Raw genomic sequence first — 25681 nt, 5'->3', positions numbered from 1 at the left:
CTACTTATAAAAGCCAAAGCTTTTTTTATGGTCGAGAATTTAATCTCCTCAACAATAAAATACTTATTCCCTTATTTCTTTTCCTTGGCATTCAAGGGCTTAATTACAAATGGATTTTTTCCACCAACAACTAAACCATTGATATCAAATTTATAATTGTTACTCAACTCCAACTCTTTAAATTTTTCTTTTGTAAATATATCCCTCTTAAGTTCGACATTTTCAATCTTCGCGGGTTCTTCAACTGGAACATTAATAAAATTTCCCAAAATATCAAAAGGAGAACGATTAAATACTAAATTAAAAATAATATAAATTCCGACTATCAAAAAAAACAATATCATCCCTATAAAAATATAATATTCATTATTGTTGTTATCTTCTTCTTTCATAAGCTATTTTAGATAATATGCCTTTAATTTTAAATCAACTATTCCTTCTGTCAAGGAAAAATCAACATATTCGATATTAAAAAAACGAGAATCTCTTTCAATGAAATAAAGAAAGTTTTTTAGTGCACTATAATTAAGACCGCCAACCATCAAAGAAATATCAATTTCGCCCAACTCACTGGTCGTGGTTGCCTGATCAGCACTTGTCGGCAAAGAACTTCCACCTATCTTTTTTATTGACGATGTTTTAGCAACCGTGCCAACAGCGATACTAACACTCGGGCCCGTCCTAATAAACGGACCAACTTCCAAAGACAACAGTTGATATCCGCCCCTGGTTAACATATTTCTCATGTACAATAATAACTCCTCAGAGTCGTCCTTGCTTGGTAAGAAATTATTAATCTTATTCTTATCGTTGTCGGATACAGCATTATAAACATTTTTATAATTTTGGTAATTTCCAACAGCCCCAATTAATTGGCCAATTTCCTTCTTTTTATAAACCTGATGCAATTCATTATTTTTAATAATGTTCTTATACTTTTGATTTAATAAATAAAAATAGCCAACAACGAACATAACCAAAACAACATAAATAACAATGAAGGAAAAATAATCAATCAAGTATCCATTTATTATTTTAACCACGCGGTGGTTTAATATATTTTTATCCTCCTTTGTTTCAGCCATAAAATTATCTTCTCAAATTATTTTTTATAGAAAATATTTTTATTAATTTTTAAAATCAAATCAAAGCTCACTTTATATTTCTCATCAATAATCTCACCCGCTTCACTATCAATGCCATCATTGGTAACAACATTAGCGATCTCAACTGACAAAGTTTTATCTTTTTTGTCCTCTTGTCGTAAATAATTAACCTGATCAAGCATCGTCTTTAGGTCTTTTGTATATGCTCGAAAAACGTACTCACCATCCGTTCCGCCACTAAAGGTATTTTCCAAGTAAACATTGGATAAAATATTATTCTCCAAGAATTCAAAAAGATTGTTCCAATAGACATGTTTATCAAGCAAATTCTTAGCAAGGGCAATTTTTTCATTAAATATGTTTATCTCTTCAGCCTCTTTTTTTAGACCCTCAATTCGCACCTTTAAGTCACTAGCTCGTAAATCCAGTTGCTTATTAGCTGCGTTTCCTACCTTCTCCCAATAAAGTAACCCACCATAGGCGAAGCCATTCACAACAATAACTAAAAACACATTTATTAGTAATACATATATCTTCTTGTTCCAGTGATATGTCAAAGTAGACTCTCCCTTGATTAAATTAGTGCTTAAAGTGTTAGAGGCTGACCAATCGGGAACAAACTTCAACTGCTTACTATTGGAATTTTTCTTGCTTTCCGCTCTAGACTCCCTAAACAGGTTACCTATTGAACTGGCTATATTTTCTTTTTTAGGGGTAATTTTATTTTTAACCCCCTTGGCTGTATTTACCCCCTTATCTTCATCATCTTTTATAAGATGAAAATTAAACTTCTTGGCATTAATCTTATTTTGAAAAAATTTCCTTGCCTGACTAAAAAAACCAACACTCTCTCCGGTTTTTACGACACCTTCAAAAAAGCTAATCTTTTCATCGCTTTTATTTTTTTGTTGTTCCTCCTTTTTCATTTTATGCCTTACTTATATAGCCAAAATGCTGCAAAATAATCTTATTTAAAATTTCTTAACGCTAGGCCCACTGCCACTGACATCCTGGGACCGATTTCATTTAACATTGGTTTTAAATCATCGGGGCAAGATACAAATGACCAGGGATCACCAATCACCACATTCATATCTAAAATTTTTGATAAATAACCAGCCAATCCCGGAAGCAGTGCTGATCCACCAGATAGAACTATTTTTTCAGCTTTTTTATTATTTCTATTCTGATACATGCTGACAACATATTTTATTTCATTTACCACCGCCGACAAAGAATTAATAATTAATTTTGGCACGATATTATCATCTGAATCCATGGAAACTATTCCCAGGTCGTATTTAAATTGCTCTGCTCTTTCAATACCGATATTTAGATGCTGACTAATTGTTTTGGAAATCGTATCACCGCCAACGTCAATACTCCTACTAAAGACAGGGATGGCATTTTCTATCAACGAAACATCTGTCGTGCCAGCACCAATTTCTATTAATATTACTGCCGACTTATTATTTCCTAGTAAAGACCTTATCAAAGAAAAAGTTTCTGTCTCTAGACTTAACAAGTTTAAGCCTGCCTCTCGAAAAATATCTAGTTGTTTTTTAACTAAAATTTTAGGAGCACCGGTTAATAAATAATTTGAACCTTTTTGTTTCTCATCTTCCTTATTTTCAATTTTTTTCCAATCCAAAATCATATCTTCAATAGGCAAAGGGATTACTTTTTTTGCTTCCCACTCAATAGTGTAGTCAATATCACTCTTTGGAACATCAGGAATATTAATTATCGATGAAAAAACCGCAAAGGTCGGCAAGGCTGAAACAACATTTTTATTTATTATTCCAGAGTCTTCGCAAATTTTATTTATAATGCCGGCCGTTTTTACAACATCATTTGCCCAATCCTCTCCCTTAAAGGTAGCATCTTCGCTAAAACCATAGTTAACCAAGGCCGGTTTATTGTCTTTTTTTTGAAGCTCTACTACTTTAATTCCGTTAATTCCAATATCAACACCAATAAAACTTGTTTCCATTTGAAAAAAACTCATATATTACTTTGACATTAAGTCAATTACTTTATATAATTAATACACAGTGATGCATTGTTTAAATTATAACATACTTTCACCTGACAAACAAATTAAATGGACTTACTTTTTAAATATAAAAAATTATTATTAGCAGTTGGCTTCTTACTAACAACAATCTTGTTGGGGTATTTAATTTATGCCACTTTTTTTAAACAACTCGTAAGCACTCCCAATAATACCACCGACAATCAGGCGACAAGCACGCCCACTGGCTCCCTGCCGATTGCCAACACTGGTAATAATCAACCAATAATCGAAAAAAATACAGATAATACTCTTCCCACGACTGACACCTATCCAAAAACAGACCCAATCGCCCGGGGGGGCATCACCACTACCAAACAATTAGAAAGCGCGCCTACCATAGGAGCAGCTATGGCTAAAAATGGCTCTGATATCAGATACTACAACAAGAATGACGAGAAATTTTATCGCCTGAATAGCGCTGGGGATAAAGTTTTGTTATCTGACAAAGTTTTCCACAATGTCCAAAATGTTACCTGGGCTGGAACACAAAATAAGGCCGTCATTGAATATCCCGATGGTGCCAATATTGTTTATAATTTCGAAACTAAAAAACAAACAACCCTGCCAGCACACTGGAAAGATTTTGAATTCTCTCCCCAGGGCGACAAGATTGTCATGAAGAGCATTGGTCTTGATGAAAATAACCGCTGGCTGGCTATATCCAGTGATGATGGTTCTCAGGTTAGGGCCATTGAACAAATCGGCAGCAAAGATGCTAGTGTTTATCCATCTTGGTCACCGAACAACCAGACGATTGCAATGTACACAGAAGGAGTTGGTTTTGATAGGCAAGAAGTTTTTTTCGTCGGCTTAAATAACGAGAATTTCAAATCACTCACCGTCGAAGGTCGTGACTTCCAACCCAAGTGGTCCCCTAACGGCGACCGACTTTTGTACAGTGTTTATTCTAGCGCCAACAATCTCAATCCTAGTTTATGGATTTCCAACGCTCAAGGTGAGGCTATCGGCAGTGGCCGCAAAGAATTAAACGTTGCGACCTGGGCCGAAAAATGTTATTTTGCCAATACTTCCGATGTTTATTGTGCTGTTCCCGAAAAACTAGAAGAAGGTTCCGGTCTTTTCCCAGAACTGGCAAACTCTACCAAGGATAATCTTTACAAAATAAATACGGCCACTGGGCAGAAAAAACTCATTGCTATTCCTGACGGTGACTACACCATTGCCAATATCACTATTTCTCAAGACGAGCGCAATTTATATTTTACTGACAAGAGAAGTGAAAATATTTATCAAGTAAAATTATAATAGTGAATCATTAATGTTGCATAATTTTCTCAAATTACTAACTGACACCATCTTCCCTGTTAACTGCGTCAGTTGCAATCAAGAAGGCACTTGGATTTGTAACAACTGCTTGAACAAAACCCCCTATAACACAATTCATTACTGTCTTAGCTGCAAACGACAAACAAGACTGGGTGAGTTTTGCAACAACTGCGCCCCCATCTTTCATCTCGACAAAGTTTGGATTGCCAGTGATTTTCAAAATAAGAACATCAATAAACTAATCAAGTTATATAAATATAAATTCGCCCAAGATATCGCCGAGTCTTTGGGATTTTTTTTATTCAATTTTTTGAATAAGCAAATTATTAATCAGCAAAAAAAATTTAATACCGAAACAATCCTAATCATTCCTGTCCCCCTACACAACAAAAGACTACGCTGGCGCGGTTTTAATCAGTCGGAAAAACTAGCCCATTTCATCGCCAATAAATCACAGATAAAAATTAATACAGAAAATCTGAAAAGAATTAAATTCAAAAAACCACAGGCTAGTTTAAAAAAAGAAGCACGGCTTAAAAACATTCAGAATGTTTTTACCTGGCAAGGCGCCAAGCTAAACCATCAAAACATTATCCTCGTTGACGACGTCACTACTACTGGTGCCACCTTAAACGAATGCGCCAAAATTCTCAAGGCTAATGGTGCTAATGAAGTTTGGGGATTGGTTCTGGCTAATGGTTAACTTCTTAGACAAGTCAAAGGCCGCTCATTTTATGGGCGGCCTTTTTTATAGAATTAATTTAAAGGATTATTCACTTAGTACTTCGGTCTTTGATCTTCCAACTGCTTAGACATTTTTTCCACTTCTTCTTTGGCAAGCGTTAAATTTTCAGCTGTTAGCGTTTCATCTGGTCGTAAATTACCCCACCAACCACGCGCTTTCCAGTTAAAGCGTGATGGTCCATCAATACCGATTTTAATCTCTCCTTTTGACTTTGTCATAACAAAGTCAAATCCTTTTTTATAATAATCCCTGACTCTAAAGACACCATCTTTAATTTCAAAATTTTCCTCAGTCACCTTTACGCCAGTCAAGTTAAATAAAGCTTTTTCCACGTTGCCACCTTTCATCAAATCAACTACGGCTTTTATTTTTTCCTCATCGCCCTTAAATGATTTTATATTATCATAATAATTAAAAGCATCTCTCGGACTAATATCTACATCTTTCACCAACTTTAAGACATCTTCCGCCTTGGAAAAATTAGAAGGATCATTATCGTCGCTATAACTTGCCAAAAAGCCCATCCGCTCCATCGCCCGTTGATTATCTAGCAAATTTGGATCAGCGGGATTAATACCAATTTCTTGCATCAGCTTGTCGCTAACCCCATGATTATGAAATATTTCCAATTGCGTTTTTCTATACACTTCGTTTAAACGCGCCAATTCGGTATCGTCAATTAGTTTCTCTTCACTGCCTCGTCCGTTAATACTATCTTTTAAATCATCAAACGCGATTTTGTCAGTTTCTGACATACTACTATGTTGAACAACCTCAATTGGCGCAACCACCTTAGCTTCAAAAACTCCATCACCCTTCTGCACCTCCCAGCTGCCATTATGAAAAAGAACTACTTTATTTCCATCATGGATTAAGTCAGGCACCTCTTTTCCATTATAAACTTCTCCAATAGAAAGTTTCGCAACCGCCTTGTGCAACAAATCCTGCCTACTATCTCCAGAAACAGCAACATCATCACCAAGAACTTGATGAATGAAATTGTCTTTTACTGCCGAATCGGCATTTTTTACCGCCTCGTTAATAGCGCCGGAAAACGTATTCACATTGCCGCCGATTTTTATTTCAATATTTTGAGCACTAGCTACTTCTGCAACAGATCCCGAATTTGTCTCGGCGATAAACCCTGGAGAGACTGGTCCAACAGACGGCTTAACAACTGACCCTGTACTGAATTGACCATGTAATTCAACAGCTTTTTTAACAACAGGCCCAACAGGCGCATGCACTGCTTCATGACCAAAAAACTCAGGAAACTTGTTTGTTAAATGAAGCCAGTCCATGCTCGCACTTGCTAACCTGGCCACAGAATCAATCATCATTAAATTAGCCATCGTCTTACTAGTCTTCTCCCCCATTCTCAGCCAAAAAGCAATATTATCAACCATTCCGGCATCGCTCACAATTTTATCCAAATCCTGTAAAAAATCTGCATTTCTTGAAAGAAGTTTGTCGATCTTATTTTTCTGGTCAGTAGTCGTTAATTTTTTATCTCCTTCAATTTCGCTTATTTTTTGATTCAACTTATTAATGTGCGACTCTATGTGTCCATTTTCCATATTCGCGCCTAACATTTTTTTTATAAGCCCAGTTTCGACATTATATCTACCTAATCGATTCTTAATATCTTCGGGCAGTAATTTACTGTAAGCATCAACTAGATCTTCTTTTGTCAATTCCCTGTCTCCAATATTATTTTTAGCCTTTTCATGTATTTTCCAGGCTTCTTCATAGGCTCTTTTTTCATCCTTAACTAATCCTCTTTTCCCAAACACCTTTTCATTATCAAATCGCACCTCCTTCATTGCCGCCAAACTATTACCAGCCGTCATGCCAGCCATTGTGACATATTTAAAAGGATTAGCAACACTCGCCCCCGTTACATCATAAAGAATTCTTCCTAGCTTAAGCATTGTTCCAACAGTACCACCAAATCCCTGTCCAACTCCAGACAGCTTTGACAGGCCTCCTTTGCCAACAATTTCTTGCATTTTTTTAGCACTCTTTTCCTTTTTTTGATAGATGTCGGAATATTTCAAAAAGAAATTCCCCAACAAGCTATCCTTTTTGACCAGTTTATTATCACCAAGTTGTTTTATAAAATTTTTCATTACCTTATTTGTCACCTCTGAGGTTTTGAATCCAATATCCGCCATTCCTTCAAATAAAGTTTTTTTGTCAGCGGGTGGTAGTTTTTCAATCTCTTCGATTACTTCACCAACTTGATTCACCTCTGCAATCGGCAGTTGCGCGAAAAATTCAACATTTGCCACTTCATCCTCTGGAGAAACAAGAATATTTTTGCCATCATCAATAATAGCTTCTTCGCCTACTAGCTCAGCTGACTTAATTTCAGTTTCATCATCAGTCGCTATGCCATCTTCAGCGATTTTAATGTCACCAACTTCACTTGTCTCGTCTTTATTCTCATATGCCTCCTTTTCAGCCAGTAAATTGTGCCATTCATTAATCAATATAAATACTCCGGATTTTGGCACGTGCTCCTCATAATATTTCTTTCCAAGAATGTAATATGCTTTGCTTTTTTCCGTTGGGTCTTCTTGTTTATATACCCTCTGAGACAAGTAAACAAGCCTGCCGACAAGCTCTTCTCTTTTTTCTTTATTTGGAAAGTCTTCAGAAATTTCACCAATCTTCTTTTTAAGTACACGAATATAACGCATCTTTTCCTTCCACTTGTCTCCACTATTATTCTTGTTTGGCACTCTCCATCTTAATTTTTTCAGCTTTTCAGTTACAGTGTGCTCATTTTCGCCATCCCGCTTGAGCTCTGACGCCGTATTCGCTTCGCCTTCAACTGGTCTTATCTTATTCATCCTAACCGCCTTGGGAATTCCTAGTTCATCTTCGATTTGATTAACCAAGTCATCGTCCCCAAAATCAAAGGCATCGTGAAGCAATTTAATCAATTCTTGACGTTTAATTTTTTCATCTTCGATTGTCTCAACTTCTGCAAATCTCTTTTTTAATTTTTCAACCGACTCAATCTCAACAACTTCTGAACCATACACTTTGCCACGTAATACCTCCAGACGATCTGTTCTAACCTCAATCATTCGATTTATATTTTTAATTAATTTTGCATCTTCCGTCTTGTTTAAAAATTTTTTTGCCATCTCCAATTCATCTTCAACCTTTTTTATTTCTTCATAAATTTCTATTTCACTGTTATAGTTAAGTTTTTCTAACCCCTCTCTTTCTATTCTGGCCAATAACTCAGCATCTGTCTCTTCTACTCTTTCAATTTTTTTATATTTTGCATAATTTTTTCGAACCTTACCTTCCTTTACAATTTCAACCACCCTCACAGCCTCAACTTCCTTCACCGTGCTATTTTCTTTTTCGCTAATCTTATTTTTCACGTCCTTAATCTTTTTTCTTTCAATATTAATATTGTCACCAACAATTTCAATATTCTCCCTATTCTCCAAAACAGTTAATTGATTTTTCAATTCCAAGAGAGCGCTCTGTGCTTCTTGAATAACAAGCTCAGCACTCTTAATATCAGAATCATCAACACTGTCCATTTCTTTTATTTTTTCCAAATACTCATCACCACCTAAAATAGTATTATCGATTTTTCCAATCAAACTATTAATTTTAGCTTCGATCTTTTTGGCTTTTTTTTGATCACGCGCCTCTTCCCTGTTTTCTGAACCTCTAGTTCTATTTCTACCCTTGGGATCAAAATCTTCTTCGTATTTTCTTGCCATATTATTTATATACAAAATAAACTTCTTATTTTAAACTATCGACAACTTTTTTAATCTGTCGCGCTTCTATTTTTTTTCGAATTTGTTCCAATGCCAAATCACGCTCTTTTTCAATCACGGTAATTTGTTTTTGGATTTTTTCAACTTCTCCAGCAAAGTCTTTTTTGTTTATTTTTGACATATTTATATTAATAAATTTTCTTATTACAACTGTCCGTCCGGTACTGCTTGCAACACACTCTTCTTTGCCCCCAGGCTTAAATATTTCATTATTTCAAAGGCCTGTTTGCCGTTACCCATATAATAGCGTTTTCCGTCGCTTGGATTAATATACCAAGCTTCACCTTTTGATTGGACCTGGAGAACGATTTTACCTTTTAATTTCGAAGACATTGCTGTGTCTAATTTTAATTTTCCCACTCCAATCGGATTGTAGCCTGATTTAACTTCAAGGGCATCAGAATAACCATCGCCGTCGCTATCCTTTTGATATGGTTGTGTACCTAGTGCCAATTCTAAGGAGTCGGCTAAGCCGTCACCGTCGGTATCCCCAAGATTAAAGCGTGCATCAATGCCAACAGGGATTTTGGCAATATCAACATCAGAAATGCCAAGACCGAAGCTGCGCATCATTTTAAAGGCCACCTCGCCATCTTTCAGATAAAACTTTTGCCCCTTGTCGGGATTAACATAATAAGCCTCGCCATTGCCTTCCACGTCCAATAAAATTCTACCTAAGAGATTGCTTGAGACGCCATTCACTGAGCTAGGCGCGGCAGCTTTGGGAGTTGCCACCGAAAAAATTTGACCAACCTTGACCGCCATAGTTGACAAAACTCTCAATTTTATCGACTTGCTTTCCCCACTGGCAATATAAACAGCTTGACCATACTCACCCCAAGAATTAGTGATTGTGAATAAATACACGCCACTTTCAAATTCGAAATCAGTTGCCTTGGTCAAACTTAGTGTTTTTAACTTGCTCCCTTTTTTATAGCTCTGACCGCTAATGTTTACCAATTGATAAACATTAACTTTGCCAGCTACGGTCTTGCCAGCACTATCCAGAACCGCAATATTAATTTTACCAGCTTTTAACACTTCAGGTGTCGATTCTGAAACTGACTCATTTATTAATTGTGGGATTATCTCCTTGATGGGTGTAATTATCAGAGAGGAGTCAGAAGTCCTTTCCGGTTTTACGGTTTCATTCTTGGCAGTTATGTGTAGATCATAATCCGCTCTTTTTTGATCCAAAATTTCTTTTTGCCAAAAATATTCATAATCGCCTTTTATATTTTTTGCTCTCACGGATACTATTGTCTCTGGGGATTCAAAAATAACCACCCCGCGACTGTCGGCAGCGACACTCTTAATAAGTGTGCCTAGCTTATTACCATTATAGACATCATAATCTTGTTGATAAATTTCAATTTTATAATTCGGCAATAATTCGTTTGTATTCGCATCGCGTAAATTAAACCGCGCCTCGCCAAAAACATAGTTAATATAACTCGTCTTCTCATCAGCTAGAGAAATGCCAAATTTTTTATACAGCGTGCCACTTGGACTCTTGAACTCAACCGTATACAGACCACTTGAATTATTATCAAGGTCGTATTGCTTGCCACCCAGATAAAAATAAGCTGCGCCCTCGTTGGAAGTATCAAAAGTACCCAATAAGTCTTGACTCTCTCTAATTGGATTATTTTCCAAATCAAATCTTTGAGTATATAAAGAGCCTTTGATATTTTTTAATAACTCCCCAGCAGTATTATAAAAAGCCAATCTGACTCCGCTCAAAACATTAGTCACTGTCACCTCGGTGCCACAAGTTAAAGCAATCTGATTATAAAACCAAAACTCTCCCAAGGTTGAATTTTTGTCCCACATCTTTAGGGCATAAACAGTAGACGACGCAGTAGTTATCGCCGTATCTATAGCAGGAACAAAAGAAGCTAGTCCGCTTCCAATAATTTCACTAGTCTTGCCAGTTGCTACCTTCTTGCCAGGCTTGGGATTACCATCAACATCCACTACTTGCTCATAAATTTCAAAATTAATATTAGGGATATACTCACCATCCTGATCGCGGGCAATAACAGTTACCTTAGCGCTAGTACAAGTAGTCGCCGAAGCAAAACTGGCTAAGCCGAATAAAAACAAAACTGAGAATAATAAAAGAGATATTTTTTTGAACATATAATTTTATTTAATTGCTTAGTTTATTTTATAAACGTCAAAGACTTTTTACATGACCAGGAATTCATCTTCCTTGACCTAAGCCTAAAATGGGAAACTTAACCGTAAACTGTGAGCCAGTACCTTCAATTGACTCGACCTCAATACTGCCATTCATTAATTCAACAATCTGTTTAGTGATCCAAAGACCGAGACCGGTACCAGTGATATTTTTGGTTTTAGCTGTTTGGACGCGGTAAAATTTTTGAAATAGTTTTGCGCGCGCTTCCGAGGACATGCCTAGTCCGGTGTCTTTTATTTTAATAGCTAATTTTTTATCTACTGTTTCAATAAGCACTTCCACCTTGCCAGTTTCTGTATATTTAATCGAATTACCAATTAAATTAATTAGCACTTGCTTTAAGTGATCGCCGTCGACAGCCACCAATGGCAGATCAATTGGCGTCGGTGCATAAATCAACTCCAGTTTTTTTTGATCAGCTTGCACTTTCAATTCCTGTACCACTTCGTTAATAGTTTGGTAAATATTCATGGGCTTGAGCGCAATTTGCATGCGCCCCTGTTCGATACGACTAACGTTCAAAAGATCATCAACTAAAACCGACAAACGATTCGCAGCTGCGTTTATAATCGTCGCCCCATCTTTAATCTGTTTATTTACAACCCCTAGACTACCATCCATTATCATCGATGAATAACCCTTGATGCCAGTTACCGGCGTACGCAACTCATGCGATGCCATTGAAATAAACTCATCTTTCATCTCATCCACTTCTTTTACCTTTTTATATAAAAAGGCGTAATCCCAGATTCTGAGCACGAGAGATAAAAACATAATCACCACCACAATACTAATCAAGGTTACAACCAGGGAGTTTATTTTATTCTTACTAGTAATACCATCCTCAAAACGCGAAGAAATAACTACTGACAAAATCGCCTTTTTCACTCCCGCCTCATCATACATCGGCAAGGCCACAAACCAGTTCGTGCCATCGGTTTTTATATTTTCAATAAAATTTCGGTCTTCATTATTATTCGCCAGGCTAGCCGAGAAAGAATCAGTAGCTACGCCTTGATAGTCGGGTTGTTGCCAGGCGAACTTATAAAGATAAAAAGAATTTTTCTTTCCAATTAAGTCTTTATCAGTTGAAGCAACCGTCTCAAAGCCGCCAGCATCTTCTTTTAAAATCGAAAAATTAACTACCTCTGAATTTTTATCCAACAAAGAATCAATTTGTTTTTGCAAGGTCGCCGTGTCATCCAAATTTGGTTTCATTAGGGTATAAATCGACTTCGCATAGAAATAAGCCTGATGATTTAAAGATTCGTTTAAACCAGTTTTATATTTTTTTATAATACTAAAGGAATTAAACGAAATAAAAAAGATAACCAAAATAATCAATAAAATACCATAAACCAATTGAGAAACTTCCTTATTTTTTACAAAAAATTCTTTTAAATTAAACATCTGAATTTCTTCTTCTCTTAACCAGGTTGATAAATATAATTACACCAGCCAAAACTGAAACTCCGAAGATTAATAAATAATAAACAAAAATATTATTATTCTCGCTTTCAATTGTAGGCGCGGTATTATCCAGAACTACGTCAGCTAGACTCGCCGCCTGTGCCTCCTTCACAAGAAAACTCAAGGGACTGCTCTTGGCAACCACCCTGCCAGTAGCATCATTCAAGGCTACATACACCTCGTGATTACCGTCGGATAAAGATTGCTTTAATTCATATCTCCAATTACCATAATCATCAGTTTTGACAGTAATCATTAGTGGCAAATCAGAATAGATATACAAAGCAATTACCGTATTAGGCGTTGCTTTGCCTTGTAATAAATAACCGACCGCCTCACTACTAGTCGCTGTTCCAAGATTCGTAATTGATTCAGTCAAAAAATCTTCGTGAAGAACACCATTATTTTTTGGCTGTTCAAAAATTTCATTATTAACAATTGCCATTTCTACAGGCGCCAATTCATTTCCGGCTGTTAGCTTGCCACTACCTAATGGATTATAACCATTAGTATATTCTTCGTAATCACCATAACCATCAATATCCGTATCTTTGTTGTTTGGATCAGTGCCAATCTTCTTCTCAATATCATCTGGCAAGCCATCATTATCGCTGTCAATTACCAAAATTGAAGAACCGGTTTGAATAATTTTATCGTCCTGGTAGCTGACGCCACCTTCAGATTTTAATATTTTTACACCTGTCGCATTATCAAGCAAAGAAACCACGTCGGAAAAAGTAGTCAAAGCTTCTTTTAAAAATCCAACACTCATCACTCCACTTGTATTTTCAGCAGCAACTTTATCAACCGCCTCCAATTTAAGTTGTGTATTAGTAATACCATTCAAGTATTTCTCCCGCGCTTCAATCAAGCAGCTATCACCACCATCGGGACATTTTACCTCTCTAGTTGCTTCACTGAAAAAATAATGATTACAGCCATTTTCATTCAAAATATTATTAGCAACACAAATCTTGGGCAGATTATTAAGGTTGGCGCCTATATTAGATGGAATCAACTGACTACTAGTCGCTTCCTCTTTTAACACGCCGGCCATTGTCTCCGGACTATTAATCTTAATAACTGGAATACCTTTCTCGGCTGCCTTTTTCTCTAAAGCAGTAGTAGTTTTTTCAGAAATTTTATTTAGCTTTTTTACAGGCAAGGTAGTTTTTACCCTCAAAGCCGCCTTTGTTTCAGTAATAATAGGAGTTATTTGTTTTGATAAATCAACGGTAGTCTTAATCGGTTCTGACATAATTTTTTTGTCAGTCACTATTGGCTCCACCGTCTCAAAAGTATTAGTGGCAGTATTACCAATTAAAGGCTCATTGACTGGTTCTTTGATAATTATTGAGGTTGTCGCTGTTGTCGTACTAGCAACCGTCTTTTCTAAGACCACAACATCGGCCAACAAATTAAGAGTCAATTCATTGCTATAAAGCCCGCAATCGCCTGCAGGCAAAGCTTCACAAACTCGAACATAATAAACACCGGCGCCGTCATAAGAATTTATGGTATAAAATTTAGCCAACGGATCCATGAAATAAGTCATACCCACAGCCCCGGAGTGATAAACCGGACTTTCCGTTTTAGACCAAAGAACATAAAAGCCAGAAGCAAAGTAGCTACTCGTTTGCCAATATAAATCTTTACCAACACTTGATAGGTTAATTTTTTTGATATCGGCGTTCAATATTGGGTCTGTGCTTAAAACAGGATTGTCGGCAATAACCGTAGTGGTAGCAACAGTATCATCAGCGGTCACCGGAACTGTATTTAAATCAATAGGATCAACTAGACTTGTCGTTGCCACAGTTTCATTTGTCGGCGAAGCGATTATGGTAGTAAAAATTGCACTAGCCGTATTTGTCTCCTCTAATAAGTTTGGCGTATTAATAATTCCACTAATAAAATTATTACTACCATAAAGACAGGCTTTAAAAGAATATTTTATGCCAGGCACAATATCACCAACATTCATATTGTAGATCGTTGTGTTTTTTCCAGAATATAGCTTGTTAAACATTGTAGAAACCGGAACAAGCGGACAACTTAAAGATGTGACAGATGATGACTTTAATAAAAAATAAGTTGCATCAGGATCACTATCATTAAAACTCCAAGTTAAATTAAATCCCATCGTGCTCGTAAGCGGTTTTACCACCAAAGTACTAGGTGAGCCAGCAAATACTTTTTGCAACAAAAAAACCGCCTGTAAAATAACCAAAAAAGCGGCCACAATTTTTATGCTTGTTTTTAATTTAAACTTATTGAAATTTAGCATGGGGAAAACTATATTTAATAACCTTATTATACCACAAATATAGTTTTAAGCCAAAATTTTTACAACCCACGCTGACGCACAACTTCGTAAATTACTACTCCAGCTGAAACGCTGGCATTAAGTGAGTCCATTTTCCCTTTCATGGGAATTTTTATTTTATAATTAGCCATTTCTAGCCACTTAGCAGACAAGCCTTCATGCTCGGTACCGATTAGGATGGCGGTCGGTTCATTATAATCAGCCTCAGTGAACAACAACTTGGTGTCTGGCGTTGCTGCAAAGGTTTTTATTTTGTGCAACTCTAGCCATTCGATAATATTTTCAAAAGTGTCTGAAACGATTTGTTCCGTAAATACCGTACCCAAGCTTGATCGAATTACATTGGGATTATATATATCCGTGCGTTGATCCGCTACAATAACAGCATCTACACCAGCGGCATCACAGGTACGCAAAATAGCCCCCAAATTGCCTGGCTTCTCAATCGACTCCAAAATAACCACAAAGGGGCTTACTGACAACTTCACCTCACTCAAACCCAGTCTAAGAGGCTTAAAGGTCGCCAGATAACCATCAGGCGTCTCCCGAAAAGCAATTTTAGCAAAAATATCTTGAGAAACTTCAATTACCTCAGTGAAGCTTGCCACATTCCAATCAGGAAAGCGCGCTTCTTTTTCAAATTCTAAGGAATAAAATAATTGCTCTGGTTTCAAGCCAGATTTCAAGGCCAAGCCAATCTCCTTGCGACCTTCGACGATAATCAAGTCGTCTTTTTTTCGTTTAGCTGATTTTCTCAACTTAATAATATCTTTTATTTTTTGATTGTCTTTACTGGTTAACATAAATATTTTAATTACAAATAAAAAAACTTAGCTTGCTCGCTTCTCATGCAAAAGCATATCCAGGGCATTGGCCATGGAGCCGGCGCAAATAACATCACCGCCATTTACAAAAAATATCTCATCAGCGTTGGCAATTGTATTGAGACGGTGCGCGATAATAACTTTGGTAGTTTTAGCTGGCAATTTGTCCAGAATCTCTTCAAGTAATTGCTCAGTGACTGTATCTATATTAGCAGTCGCTTCGTCAAGAATCAAGATGTCGGGATTGCGCAGAACGGCGCGAATAAAAGCGACTAGCTGTTTTTGGCCCAGACTCAAGGTGCCACCATTGGTCGCAATTTTTGTTTCCAAGCCTTCATCAAAGCGAATTAACAAAGTTTCCAAACCAGCCTCTTTAATAATAGTTGCCAATTGCTCATTGTTATAATTTTTATACTTATCATTGCCATATAAAATATTATCACGAATCGTGCCAGTAAACAAGAACGGTTCTTGCAGAATAAAGCCAATCCGCTGAACTCGGTCTCGCGTCTCATAGGAATGCAGATCTTGGCCGTGCAAGAAAATCGTGCCCTCGCTCGGATCATAAAGACGGGCAATCAAGGAGGCCGTTGTTGTTTTACCACCGCCAGTCGGACCAACTAAGGCGTAAGTCTTACCTGGCTCGAGCCTGAAGTTAATCTGGCGCAAAACTTCTTTGTCGGGCGCATATCGGAAACTGACGTTACGAAATTCCAGCAAGGCATCTGACTGCAACCCTCTCTCTATTACTGGTGTAACTGACAAATCAGAACGCAAAGATAAAATATCATTGATGCGATCCCAACCCGCCAAGGCAGTCTGAAAATTAGACCAAATCGTTGCCATTTGCTTAAGTGGATCATAGAAGCGACTAACATAGGTCAAAAAACTAATTAAAATTCCCAAAGTAAAACTACCAATCGAAATCAAATATAAGCCATAACCAATCACAATGATTTGCGCCAAATTAGAAGCCAAGCCGTAGGCTGGCGTTAGTGTGTTATTGGCAATGCCCACGCTAATCGCACTGTGGTAATTAGTCTCGTTGGCGATGTGAAATTTGCGACGGAAATAATCGCGACGATTAAAAGCGACAATAACTTTGAAATTGTCCAGGCTCTCAGAAATTTCTGCGCTCAAGCCGCCAATAGTTTTCAGATTAGCAGCGTTCGTACGCTTAATCCACGGCGAAATTATCCTGGTAAAAATTAATAACAATAAGGCTGGGGCCAGTGTCGCCAAACCAAGACGCCAATTAATCGTGACAATAAAAATACCGGCCCCGATGATGGTGATGACGTTGGCAATGAATTGATGAATACTTTGGGAAAAAAATTGATTCAACTTATCTGTATCATTATTGATACGCGAAATTAAATCACCCGCCTTATTCTGATTAAAAAAGGCGACCGGCAAAGATTGAATCTTGCTAAAAATAGCATTACGCAAATTAAACAAAAGATGCTGGCCCACTGTGCCCATAAACATTGTTTGAAAATAATTGGCAATCAGGGCCACAACATACATCGTCAGTAAAATAATTGAGAACGTTAAGACGCCGGAATATTGCTTAGTTAAAATATAAGCATCGACAGTGTGACCAATCAAAACCGGCGCTAGTAAATTCAGACCGGCGTTAATAAACACCGCTAACATCGCTAGCAGTAATCTCTTTTTTTCACCAACCAGAAAAGGCGTGAACCTTTGCAAGGAGCGCCAAATATTAACTTTCTTTTTCCGGCTATCCGGTTTGTTTAAGGCATAATTGTTCATAATCCTATTCGGTGCTCTGTTGTGAATTATAAATCTGCACGTATTCCGGACAATTTTTCAATAAATCATCGTGCAGTCCGGCTGCAATCACCTCCCCCTCCATTAATAAAATTATTTGGTCGTATTTTTCAATCGAACTAATTTTTTGCGTCACCGAAATTAAGGTTAAGTCGGGATAATTATGAATAATATTTTCCAAAATCTTTTGTTCAGTGCGATTATCAACACGGGCCGTAAAATCATCCAAAAGCAAGACGCGCGGATTGAGCGCCAAAGCCCTCGCCAACATGATGCGTTGCTTCTGACCGCCAGACAAAGAGGAGCCACGCTCGGACACCATGGTATCTAAGCCTTGCGGTAAAGCATCAACAAAATCCTTAAGTTCGGCCGCGTCCAAGGCTTTTTGCAAGTCAGCATCTTTGACCGTATCGCTAAACGCGATATTTTCGCGCAAAGTTAAATTAAAAATAATACTGTCCTGAAAAACAAAACCGATTTGCTGATGCAAGGCCTCCGCGTCATAATCACTGATAACGCGCTGGTCATATTCAATCATGCCGGCATCTGGTTTAACCAGGCCAATCAAGGAATAAAGCAATAAGGTCTTACCCGCAGCCGTTGGTCCAATAATAGCCGTGCGACTACCTGCTTGAGCCAAAAAAGAAACATTTTTTAAAGTCGCTTTATCGCCATGCTTAATCACCACATCCTTCACCTCAACATCGCCACGCAAGCGCGTTGTTAGCGTTCCAGTCCTTGGTTCTTCTTCTGACTCTAACACCTCGGCAATACGTTCATATGATGCCGTCGCTTGAGCAATAGCATTACTCATCATCCCAATAATTAACACAGGAAAAATTAGCAAAGCAATGTAACTATTAAAGGCGGTAAAGTCTCCCAGTGTCATGGCGTTCGTGATTACAAAATGTCCACCCAGGGAGAGAATAATCAACATCGCCATATTACCAACAAAGGTAATTACAGGCATCATGCTCGCGAACATTCTCAAGATTTTAATACCGACACTTTGTGCTTGCGCATTAGCGGCAACAAACTTTTCATACTCCGGTTGCTGGGAATTTAAAACACGAATCAAGGTTGCCCCCAAGATACTTTCATTAATAACCTTATTCAACCAGTCAATCACCTCACTTCTTTGTTTCATTAACAACTTAACACGACTAAAAATAAAGTAGAACATAAAAGCAATAATAGGTATGATTACCAAAACTGCCAAGGCCAACTCCCAATCAATGGTCAGTAATAAAATACTAGCTCCGATTACAATAATCACCGATGAGACCAAGGAAACAATAGCCATTGAGACAAACATTTTAATTGCATCGACATCGGTCATTAAATTGGTCAAGAGCTTAGCCTGAGTCACCCCCTCAATAAAGGCATGACTTTGACGAGAAATCTTGTCCGTCAGCTGACGCCGTAAATCTAGCGCCACTCGTTCTGAGGCATATGTCTGAACTATGCTCTGTAAATAAGTCGCTACAAAAATAGCTATTGAGATCAGACCAAATTGAAGAATCAATGTCTTTAAAACAAAAATGTGGTGAATATAAGAGTCAATGGAGTGCGCGATTATTTTTGGCAAAACTAAACCCAGGCCACTGCTCGTTACCGCCAAAACCACCAAGCTACCGATTGACCAGGTGTACGGCTTTAATAAGTCAAAAATATTTGCCTTTTTCTTATTTGAAGTTTGATTTTTTTTATCAATCATAATATTAGCGTTTCGACAACCAGCGCACCGCAATCCAAGTGGAAATCGGCACAGCCAAAATCAAGCCCACGCTACCAGTTAAGGTTCTCACGATTTCCTCTGCAATCGATTCATTATTAATAATATCGGCAAAAGATGTAAACGCACTTTGTCCCGAGGAGAACAAAACCAATAAAGGTAAAGATGCGCCGGCATAAGCTAGAAATAAAGTGTTAGTCATGGAACTAATATGCGCGATGCCAACCTTATGAGCTTTTTTAAATAATGCTTTACGACTTTGCATTGGATCAGTTTCCAGTAATTGCTCCACGGTCGCAATTTGCGAAATCACTACATCGTCCAACACGCCCAGAAAACCGATAATAATTCCGGCCAAAAGTAAGCCTTTAAAATTTATTGTCCCACTGCTTAAGGTTACCAAGAAGGACATTTCCTCACTCGCAAAACCGGATAATTTTACCGCTTCCACAAAAAACCAGGACAAAAAAATCGCGAACGAGAGACTCAACAACATACTCACGGTCGCAATGTGTGAAACCTTATTAAAACCCTCGGTAAAATATATAACCGCTAATAAAATTACCAAGGAGCCAATCAGCGTCACAATAATCGGATCGGCACCATCTAAAATTTGCGGAATTATATATTTAATTATAACCAAAAAAGATAAGACCAGCGAAATTATTGAACGCAGGCCTTTCCAGCGACCAACCAATAGTAGCGTCAAGACGAAAAGACCAAAAAGCCAATTGAGCGCATCATTACGCACATAGTCAGTAATGTAATAATTAACATTATTTTCCGCGTCATAACTTGCCACTGCTAAAACCTTGTCGCCGACTTCATAAATATTCTTGTTAACTGCATCAAAATCACCAATGCCGGTAAAAACAACTTCCTTATTCACAAAATCACCATTCAAGCCTTTTAACTTTACGTTTTGCTGACGCACGACTATTCCATCTGGCAATGTCGTATTTTGATCTTGTAAAATCTCCGTCACACGCGCCTTAAAAATGACATCAGTAGTCCCGCTCGTTTCCAAGCCTTCCGCTGATGCTAAAAAAGGTGTTAAGATTAATATGGAAATTAATAAGATTTTTCTGAACATATAATTCATGACATTTCTCCCCTCACCCCAGCCCTCTCCCGCGGGGCGAGGGAGTATATAAACATTCGTAATTCGTAATTAATAATTCGTAATTATGTTCGTTAGAACATTAGCCATCCTGGTTTAAAAATCAACAACACGCCAATAATAAACATCACGATTCCCCCGATTAATCCTGACCAACGGCTATATTTGGAACTGATTGCTTTTATTTTTAAAGTCTTCATGGCAAGCACAAAAATTATCATATCATCTAACATGAAAATTATAATATACAAGAATAGATAGGAATAATATTGCCAGCTCGGTAGATTGGATAAGGCCAAGACTTGCGTATAGACAGCTGGCAAGCCGATGCTGCAAACCAGCTCCACCATATTGACCGCAACCGCCAAAAGCATAATTCCGCCCAAAGCTAAATAAAAATGACGTTCGCTAATGATGTGCCTAATCCTCTCAAAAACTGCGCGTCTTTTTTCGCCACCCTCAACAATGCAGCCGCCATTACGATTTTTCCAAAAATCATATAAATGGTAACCGCCACTGCCTAAGGCTACCAAGGCGATCAACAATCGAATCCAGAAAACATATCCAATAAAAATAAACAAGTTCAACCAAGCCGATAAGAAAAGGAAATAAACCGCTCCACTGGCTCCGATAAAAGCAGCACCCAAAATCCACATCCGTCTGCGATTTTCCATTTTCAGTAAAAGTGAAATTAAAAATATCAACACCCACATTGCACACGGATTAAATCCATCAACAGCCGCAATCATAATTGTTAAAACCGGCAATGAGACAGATGCTATCTTTATCTCGCCAATAAAAGGAACTTTAATGGCTTCTGGCACCTTGGTAGCGCTTGTGTCTTCATTGGTCTTGGCGCTACAACCACAATTATGAGGACAATCCGGTCCGCCGGCACAATCATGAATACAATCCGTCTTTTCATTAACAACATTGCCTATTATCGGCGCAATAATATCCGTGCAACCATAATCTTCGTAATATTTAATTGTCTTCAAAATATCTTTACCGGTTGACTCATCACCGCCATAACCAACCACATTTTCCGTCCCCACGAAGAGAATCGGCACTCCGGAAACATTCAAGTTAATACTTTTGGCAACCTTGGCTAATAAATCCGCATTATCCTTGTTATACCAAACTTCATAGCGATGAATAACGAGATTACTTTTGGTCTCTTCCAATTTCGCCAAAAAAATTTCCTCCTTAGCACAATGGGGGCATCCTTGTCCATAAAAGAAGTAAAGATCGATTTTTTTGTTTTCCACCGCCTGAGCATTTGCGCCCCAGAAACCGGCTAAAACTATAATTGTGAGAATTATTTTCTTAAACATAAAATTACTATAAATTTGCGCTTAATTACCTTTATACTATAATAAAAATTAGGACAAATGTCAAAAAATACAAAAACCCCTTTTCGGGGCTTTTGTATTTTTTTTATTAAGTTTTTTTTGTTTTACATCGCCGCGCCGTAGCCTAGCGAAGGTGGGTCTACTTCATCATCCTGCGAAGGAGGGATAAAGATAGATTATCTTTTTTTTATTTTTGATTTTTTATTTTGATTTGTTTTGCCACGCCACAGTTCTAGCCAAGGCGAGCTTTATTTTTTTTATATAAATACCACACAAGAACAATATTATGATTTTAATATCGTCTTATAATGACAGTTATTTACTATGGCGTGGTCGTTGCAACTGTTTCTGTATTATCAACTAAATTACTTATCGTAGTCGTGGCAATATTATCAACCGGCGCAATCTCTGTGGTAGCAGTAGCTTCAGTTGTCGTTGCGGTTGCCGTATCCATAATAGCTTCAATAGCATCATCTACATTAACATCGGGAATTACCGCCTCCGTTGTTGTGGCAACTGGGGGTATAATCGGATTAACTCCAATCACCCACCAATCAAAATAAATATCAGTCGTTAATGGTTCAGCAATTACAATTGTTGACGTGCCACTCACCTGCTCACCAATCCACCAACGTGAGCCATAATCGCTACGGAAAGTGACAAATATTTTGGAACTAGTGGCAATCTTGCTACTTACAATCACCGTGCTGGTTGCTCCGGCCGGAATAAATCCGCCACCAATAATATTATCAGTAGCTACTTCCGTCTGCGTAATCTTGATTTCACGCGTATCAATCATATCGGCAATCAGATTCTTGACACCGATAATCTTGTCAGAGATAAAGACACCGAATAGATTTAGTTTTGCAATTACAATATCAAAAATGGAGTCAGAGGTTGGCAGATCTGCCAACAAAACGTCAGCTGTATTAGTTGCCGTAGTTTTATTTGCATCCTCCAAAAGAGCCATTCGCTCTTCAATGCTCATCACCTTTGATTCTAATCCAGTAATTCCAGCCGTATTTTCAGCAACTCTATTTTTCAAGTTTAGAATTTCCACGTTTTGATTAGAAATAATATCCGCAATCGCCACGGTCGTGCTCGCATTTAGGAACGGGTCAAAGATTTCCACAGAGCTGATTGTGTTTTCATTTAATAAATCTATAGCCGACTGCATTCGTGCCATAGTGGTGCTCGCTTGACCGAGCTCATCATTCATTAAACTGAAATTGTTTTCTAAGCGAACTAGTCGCGTATCCAGGTCGGTATATTTATCTTCTAAGCTAGTGAGTTGTCCGCTCATTGCATCAAACTTCAATGTCAAACGGCTATCAAAAATATTTAATTCACTGGCAATTATCGTCTTAATTTGATCAGTTACATCCAAAGATTTCAAAGAATCAGAAATCATTACACGTACATCATCTTCAATCGCCATATCGGCAATCCGTTTTGACACTTCTGCTTCTACTGTTTCCACGGTTAAACTTTTATTGCGACGTGAAATCAAAACGTTAATCTTGCCAGCGCTGGCATCAAAACTTTCCAAGGCGACACCGACAGTGGAGTCACCAGGATTAGCCCGCATTAGGAAGCCAGGGGTTAATGAAGCGGAAGTCAAAGAATCACCTGGACGAATTACTCCATTATCATTAGTCACTAAGGCAGGGACTTGTCCGAGCATTCCAACGATAATATTGTTATTGTTGCCAACTTTGTTATCTTGATAATTACCAATAATTGATGGATTAGTTGAAACTATTCCCATAATATTTGGGTCGGCGCCCCTAGTACAGCGCTTAACTGAATTATTTTTTTCAATATCTACGCAGACTGTTTCCCCTGCCTGTAAATTTGTATCCGTAGTCTGAAAATATTCCGCATAATCAGCGCCAGCCGAGTTGAATGATTTATCCGAAACCGCTTCCCCGTCTTCGCGAATCTTAAAGACAATATTGTCAATCGAACCAACATTGGTTTTGATTTGAAATAAACCATTGGTCGTGCTAGCAGTAGCCGCGCTTTGAATCAAGACTGAAGGTGTGGTAGAGGCTGAAAAGGCAGTGTAAATATTTAATTGTGCCGCCGGCGTCGAAGTACCAATGCCAACTTTACCGGTATAGTCAATTACAAACTTACTTGCACCATTCACCTGTAAATCCATTAAATTGCCGGCGAAATTACCATCAGCGTTTAGTGCAAAGTATGTACCATAAGCTGAACCAGCAAAAGCGCTTAAACCGGGACGATTACCCTGGACTAAGACAACCGCATCATTACTGGTTGGCGTAGCCATTGCTTTAACTGTTAATTTCTCTTGTAATCTCGTGATACCGCTCACCATCAGGTCGCCCTGGATCTTATTTTTATAGCTACCGCTCTTAAAGATAGAAACAGAATTAGAATCATAATTAGCCGTCACCAAGTCACCATAACCGTCTTTATCAAAATCACCGATAGCAATAGACACGGGCCACAGACCGGTCGTCTTATCCACCTTGTTTGCAAAAGTGCCGTTGCCATTATTCATTAAAGTTGAAAGCGATGTCGCGTCAGCGTTCGCGGTCGCAAGGTCAGCATAGCCATCATTATTCAAATCACCAATCGCAACTGCGCGTGGACTAGTGCCCGTCACAACATCGACCTTATTAGAAAAAGTGCTATTGCCATTATTCAAGAAAGTGGAAACTGAATCGGAGTAACGATTTGCAACTGCCAAATCTGCATAACCGTCATTGTTTAGATCGCCAATGGCCACCGAAGATGGACCTACGCCAGCAGTTTTATCAACCTTATCAGCAAAAGTACTATTCTTATTATTAAAGAAGATTGAAAGCGTGTCTGAACCGCGGTTAGCCACCGCCAAATCAACATAACCATCATTATTTAAGTCTCCCATGGCCACAATCATAGGATTTATACCAGCCGCCTTATCAACTTTGTTGGCAAAAATAGCAGGAGTAACCGAACTATTCAAGAAAGTGGAAACAGTGTTAGATGTATAATTTGTAACTACCAAGTCGGCGTAACCATCATTATTAAAATCGCCAATCGCAACCGAAGTCGGCATTGTGCCCGCAGTTTTATCAACCTTATTGGCAAAAATACCAGGTGTGGTCGAACTATTCAAAAACGTAGAGACCGTATTAGAAACACTATTGGCAACGGCCAAATCAGCATAGCCGTCATTGTTCAGGTCGCCAATGGCAACTGAATATGGACCGGTGCCAGTAATTTTATCAACCTTGGCCGCAAAAGTGCCGTTACCATTATTTAAAAAAGTGGAAACCAAAGACGTCGTCATATTTGCAACGGCTAAATCAGCATAGCCGTCATTATTCAAATCGCCAACCGCAACAGAAGTTGGTCCCTGGTCAGCAGTTTTGTCCACTCTACTGGCAAAAGTGCCGTTACCGTTATTGGCAAAGGTTGAAAGGTTGTTGGCGACACTATTCGCAACGATTAAGTCCGCATAACCATCATTATTCAAGTCGCCGATAGCAACTGAACGCGGATTTGAGCCAGCTATCTGGTCACTTTTGGCAGCAAAAGTACCATTGCCTTTATTTTGAAAAGTAGAAATTGTGTTAGAGGTATAATTTGCCACTGCCAAGTCAGCGTAGCCATCACCATTTAAATCTCCAATGGCAACTGAGGCTGGATTTGTGCCCGCAGCCAGATCAACTTTGGTTGCAAAAGTGCTATTGCGATTATTTAAGAAAGTTGAGACAGTAGCCGAGCCATAATTTGCCACCGCCAAGTCAGCGTAGCCATCGTTATTTAAATCGCCAATCGCCACTGAATAAGGATTAGTGCCTGTCGTGTTGTCCACC

The 25681-nt window shown here is 38.2% G+C and carries 18 protein-coding genes; 2 read left to right on the top strand and 16 right to left on the bottom strand.

Annotated elements, in window-relative coordinates; translation table 11 throughout:
* Window positions 1–71: 71 nt before the first annotated feature.
* The 4 genes from KKD45_05395 to pilM are packed head-to-tail and all read right to left on the bottom strand — an operon-like array spanning window position 72 to window position 3114.
* The gene (locus KKD45_05395) at window positions 72–392 is read right to left on the bottom strand and encodes a hypothetical protein (GenBank protein MBU4309920.1); all 321 of its coding nucleotides are present in this window, start codon (window positions 390–392) and stop codon (window positions 72–74) included.
* A gap of 3 nt (window positions 393–395) precedes the next feature.
* Window positions 396–1085, bottom strand: a complete 690-nt coding sequence (locus KKD45_05390; protein MBU4309919.1) for a hypothetical protein — start codon at window positions 1083–1085, stop codon at window positions 396–398.
* Window positions 1086–1102: 17 nt separating this feature from the next.
* Window positions 1103–2032: a hypothetical protein gene (locus tag KKD45_05385; GenBank protein MBU4309918.1), complete on the bottom strand. Its 930-nt coding sequence runs from the start codon at window positions 2030–2032 to the stop codon at window positions 1103–1105.
* A gap of 41 nt (window positions 2033–2073) precedes the next feature.
* Window positions 2074–3114, bottom strand: coding sequence for a type IV pilus assembly protein PilM (pilM, locus tag KKD45_05380; GenBank protein MBU4309917.1), 1041 nt, complete (start codon window positions 3112–3114; stop codon window positions 2074–2076).
* Window positions 3115–3210: 96 nt separating this feature from the next.
* On the opposite strand from pilM, the gene KKD45_05375 reads away from it, so the two are divergent.
* Window positions 3211–4449: a hypothetical protein gene (locus tag KKD45_05375; protein ID MBU4309916.1), complete on the top strand. Its 1239-nt coding sequence runs from the start codon at window positions 3211–3213 to the stop codon at window positions 4447–4449.
* A 37-nt stretch (window positions 4450–4486) separates the two neighbouring features.
* Here KKD45_05375 and KKD45_05370 read toward each other — a convergent pair whose 3' ends face one another.
* Window positions 4487–4690 carry a hypothetical protein gene (locus KKD45_05370; protein MBU4309915.1) on the bottom strand — a complete coding sequence of 68 codons (204 nt, stop codon included), beginning with the start codon at window positions 4688–4690 and terminating at the stop codon, window positions 4487–4489.
* Window positions 4691–4780: 90 nt separating this feature from the next.
* Here KKD45_05370 and KKD45_05365 point away from each other — a divergent pair, with 90 nt between their 5' ends.
* Window positions 4781–5173: a hypothetical protein gene (locus tag KKD45_05365; protein ID MBU4309914.1), complete on the top strand. Its 393-nt coding sequence runs from the start codon at window positions 4781–4783 to the stop codon at window positions 5171–5173.
* Between the two features lie 74 nt (window positions 5174–5247).
* On the opposite strand, the gene KKD45_05360 is transcribed toward KKD45_05365, so the two are convergent.
* The 11 genes from KKD45_05360 to KKD45_05310 all read right to left on the bottom strand — a co-directional run.
* A complete protein-coding gene (locus KKD45_05360) occupies window positions 5248–8967 on the bottom strand; it encodes a hypothetical protein (protein ID MBU4309913.1) in 3720 nt (1239 codons plus the stop codon).
* Window positions 8968–8992: 25 nt separating this feature from the next.
* Window positions 8993–9148, bottom strand: coding sequence for a hypothetical protein (locus KKD45_05355; protein MBU4309912.1), 156 nt, complete (start codon window positions 9146–9148; stop codon window positions 8993–8995).
* A gap of 23 nt (window positions 9149–9171) precedes the next feature.
* Window positions 9172–11169 carry a thrombospondin type 3 repeat-containing protein gene (locus KKD45_05350; GenBank protein ID MBU4309911.1) on the bottom strand — a complete coding sequence of 666 codons (1998 nt, stop codon included), beginning with the start codon at window positions 11167–11169 and terminating at the stop codon, window positions 9172–9174.
* Window positions 11170–11233: 64 nt separating this feature from the next.
* Window positions 11234–12640, bottom strand: coding sequence for a HAMP domain-containing histidine kinase (locus KKD45_05345; GenBank protein ID MBU4309910.1), 1407 nt, complete (start codon window positions 12638–12640; stop codon window positions 11234–11236).
* Window positions 12633–14987, bottom strand: a complete 2355-nt coding sequence (locus KKD45_05340) for a hypothetical protein (GenBank protein MBU4309909.1) — start codon at window positions 14985–14987, stop codon at window positions 12633–12635. The genes KKD45_05345 and KKD45_05340 overlap by 8 nt, the downstream gene beginning before the upstream one ends.
* A gap of 59 nt (window positions 14988–15046) precedes the next feature.
* Entirely contained in the window at window positions 15047–15829 is a 783-nt protein-coding gene (locus KKD45_05335; GenBank protein MBU4309908.1) for an RNA methyltransferase, read from the bottom strand.
* Window positions 15830–15856: 27 nt separating this feature from the next.
* A complete protein-coding gene (locus KKD45_05330) occupies window positions 15857–17623 on the bottom strand; it encodes an ABC transporter ATP-binding protein/permease (protein MBU4309907.1) in 1767 nt (588 codons plus the stop codon).
* A gap of 4 nt (window positions 17624–17627) precedes the next feature.
* Window positions 17628–19358 carry an ABC transporter ATP-binding protein/permease gene (locus tag KKD45_05325; GenBank protein MBU4309906.1) on the bottom strand — a complete coding sequence of 577 codons (1731 nt, stop codon included), beginning with the start codon at window positions 19356–19358 and terminating at the stop codon, window positions 17628–17630.
* Between the two features lie 4 nt (window positions 19359–19362).
* A complete protein-coding gene (locus tag KKD45_05320; protein ID MBU4309905.1) occupies window positions 19363–20478 on the bottom strand; it encodes a YibE/F family protein in 1116 nt (371 codons plus the stop codon).
* A 92-nt stretch (window positions 20479–20570) separates the two neighbouring features.
* Window positions 20571–21830 (bottom strand): thioredoxin family protein, encoded by a 1260-nt coding sequence (locus KKD45_05315; GenBank protein MBU4309904.1) that lies wholly within the window; start codon window positions 21828–21830, stop codon window positions 20571–20573.
* A gap of 340 nt (window positions 21831–22170) precedes the next feature.
* Window positions 22171–25681 (bottom strand): VCBS repeat-containing protein (locus KKD45_05310; protein MBU4309903.1); only part of this gene is annotated, 3511 nt, incomplete at its 5' end.

Source organism: Patescibacteria group bacterium (assembly GCA_018897195.1).
GTDB lineage: Bacteria > Patescibacteriota > Patescibacteriia > Patescibacteriales > UBA12075 > JAHILH01.
Note: the sequence above shows the minus strand (reverse complement) of the source record. Positions and strands in the feature narration are given on the sequence as shown.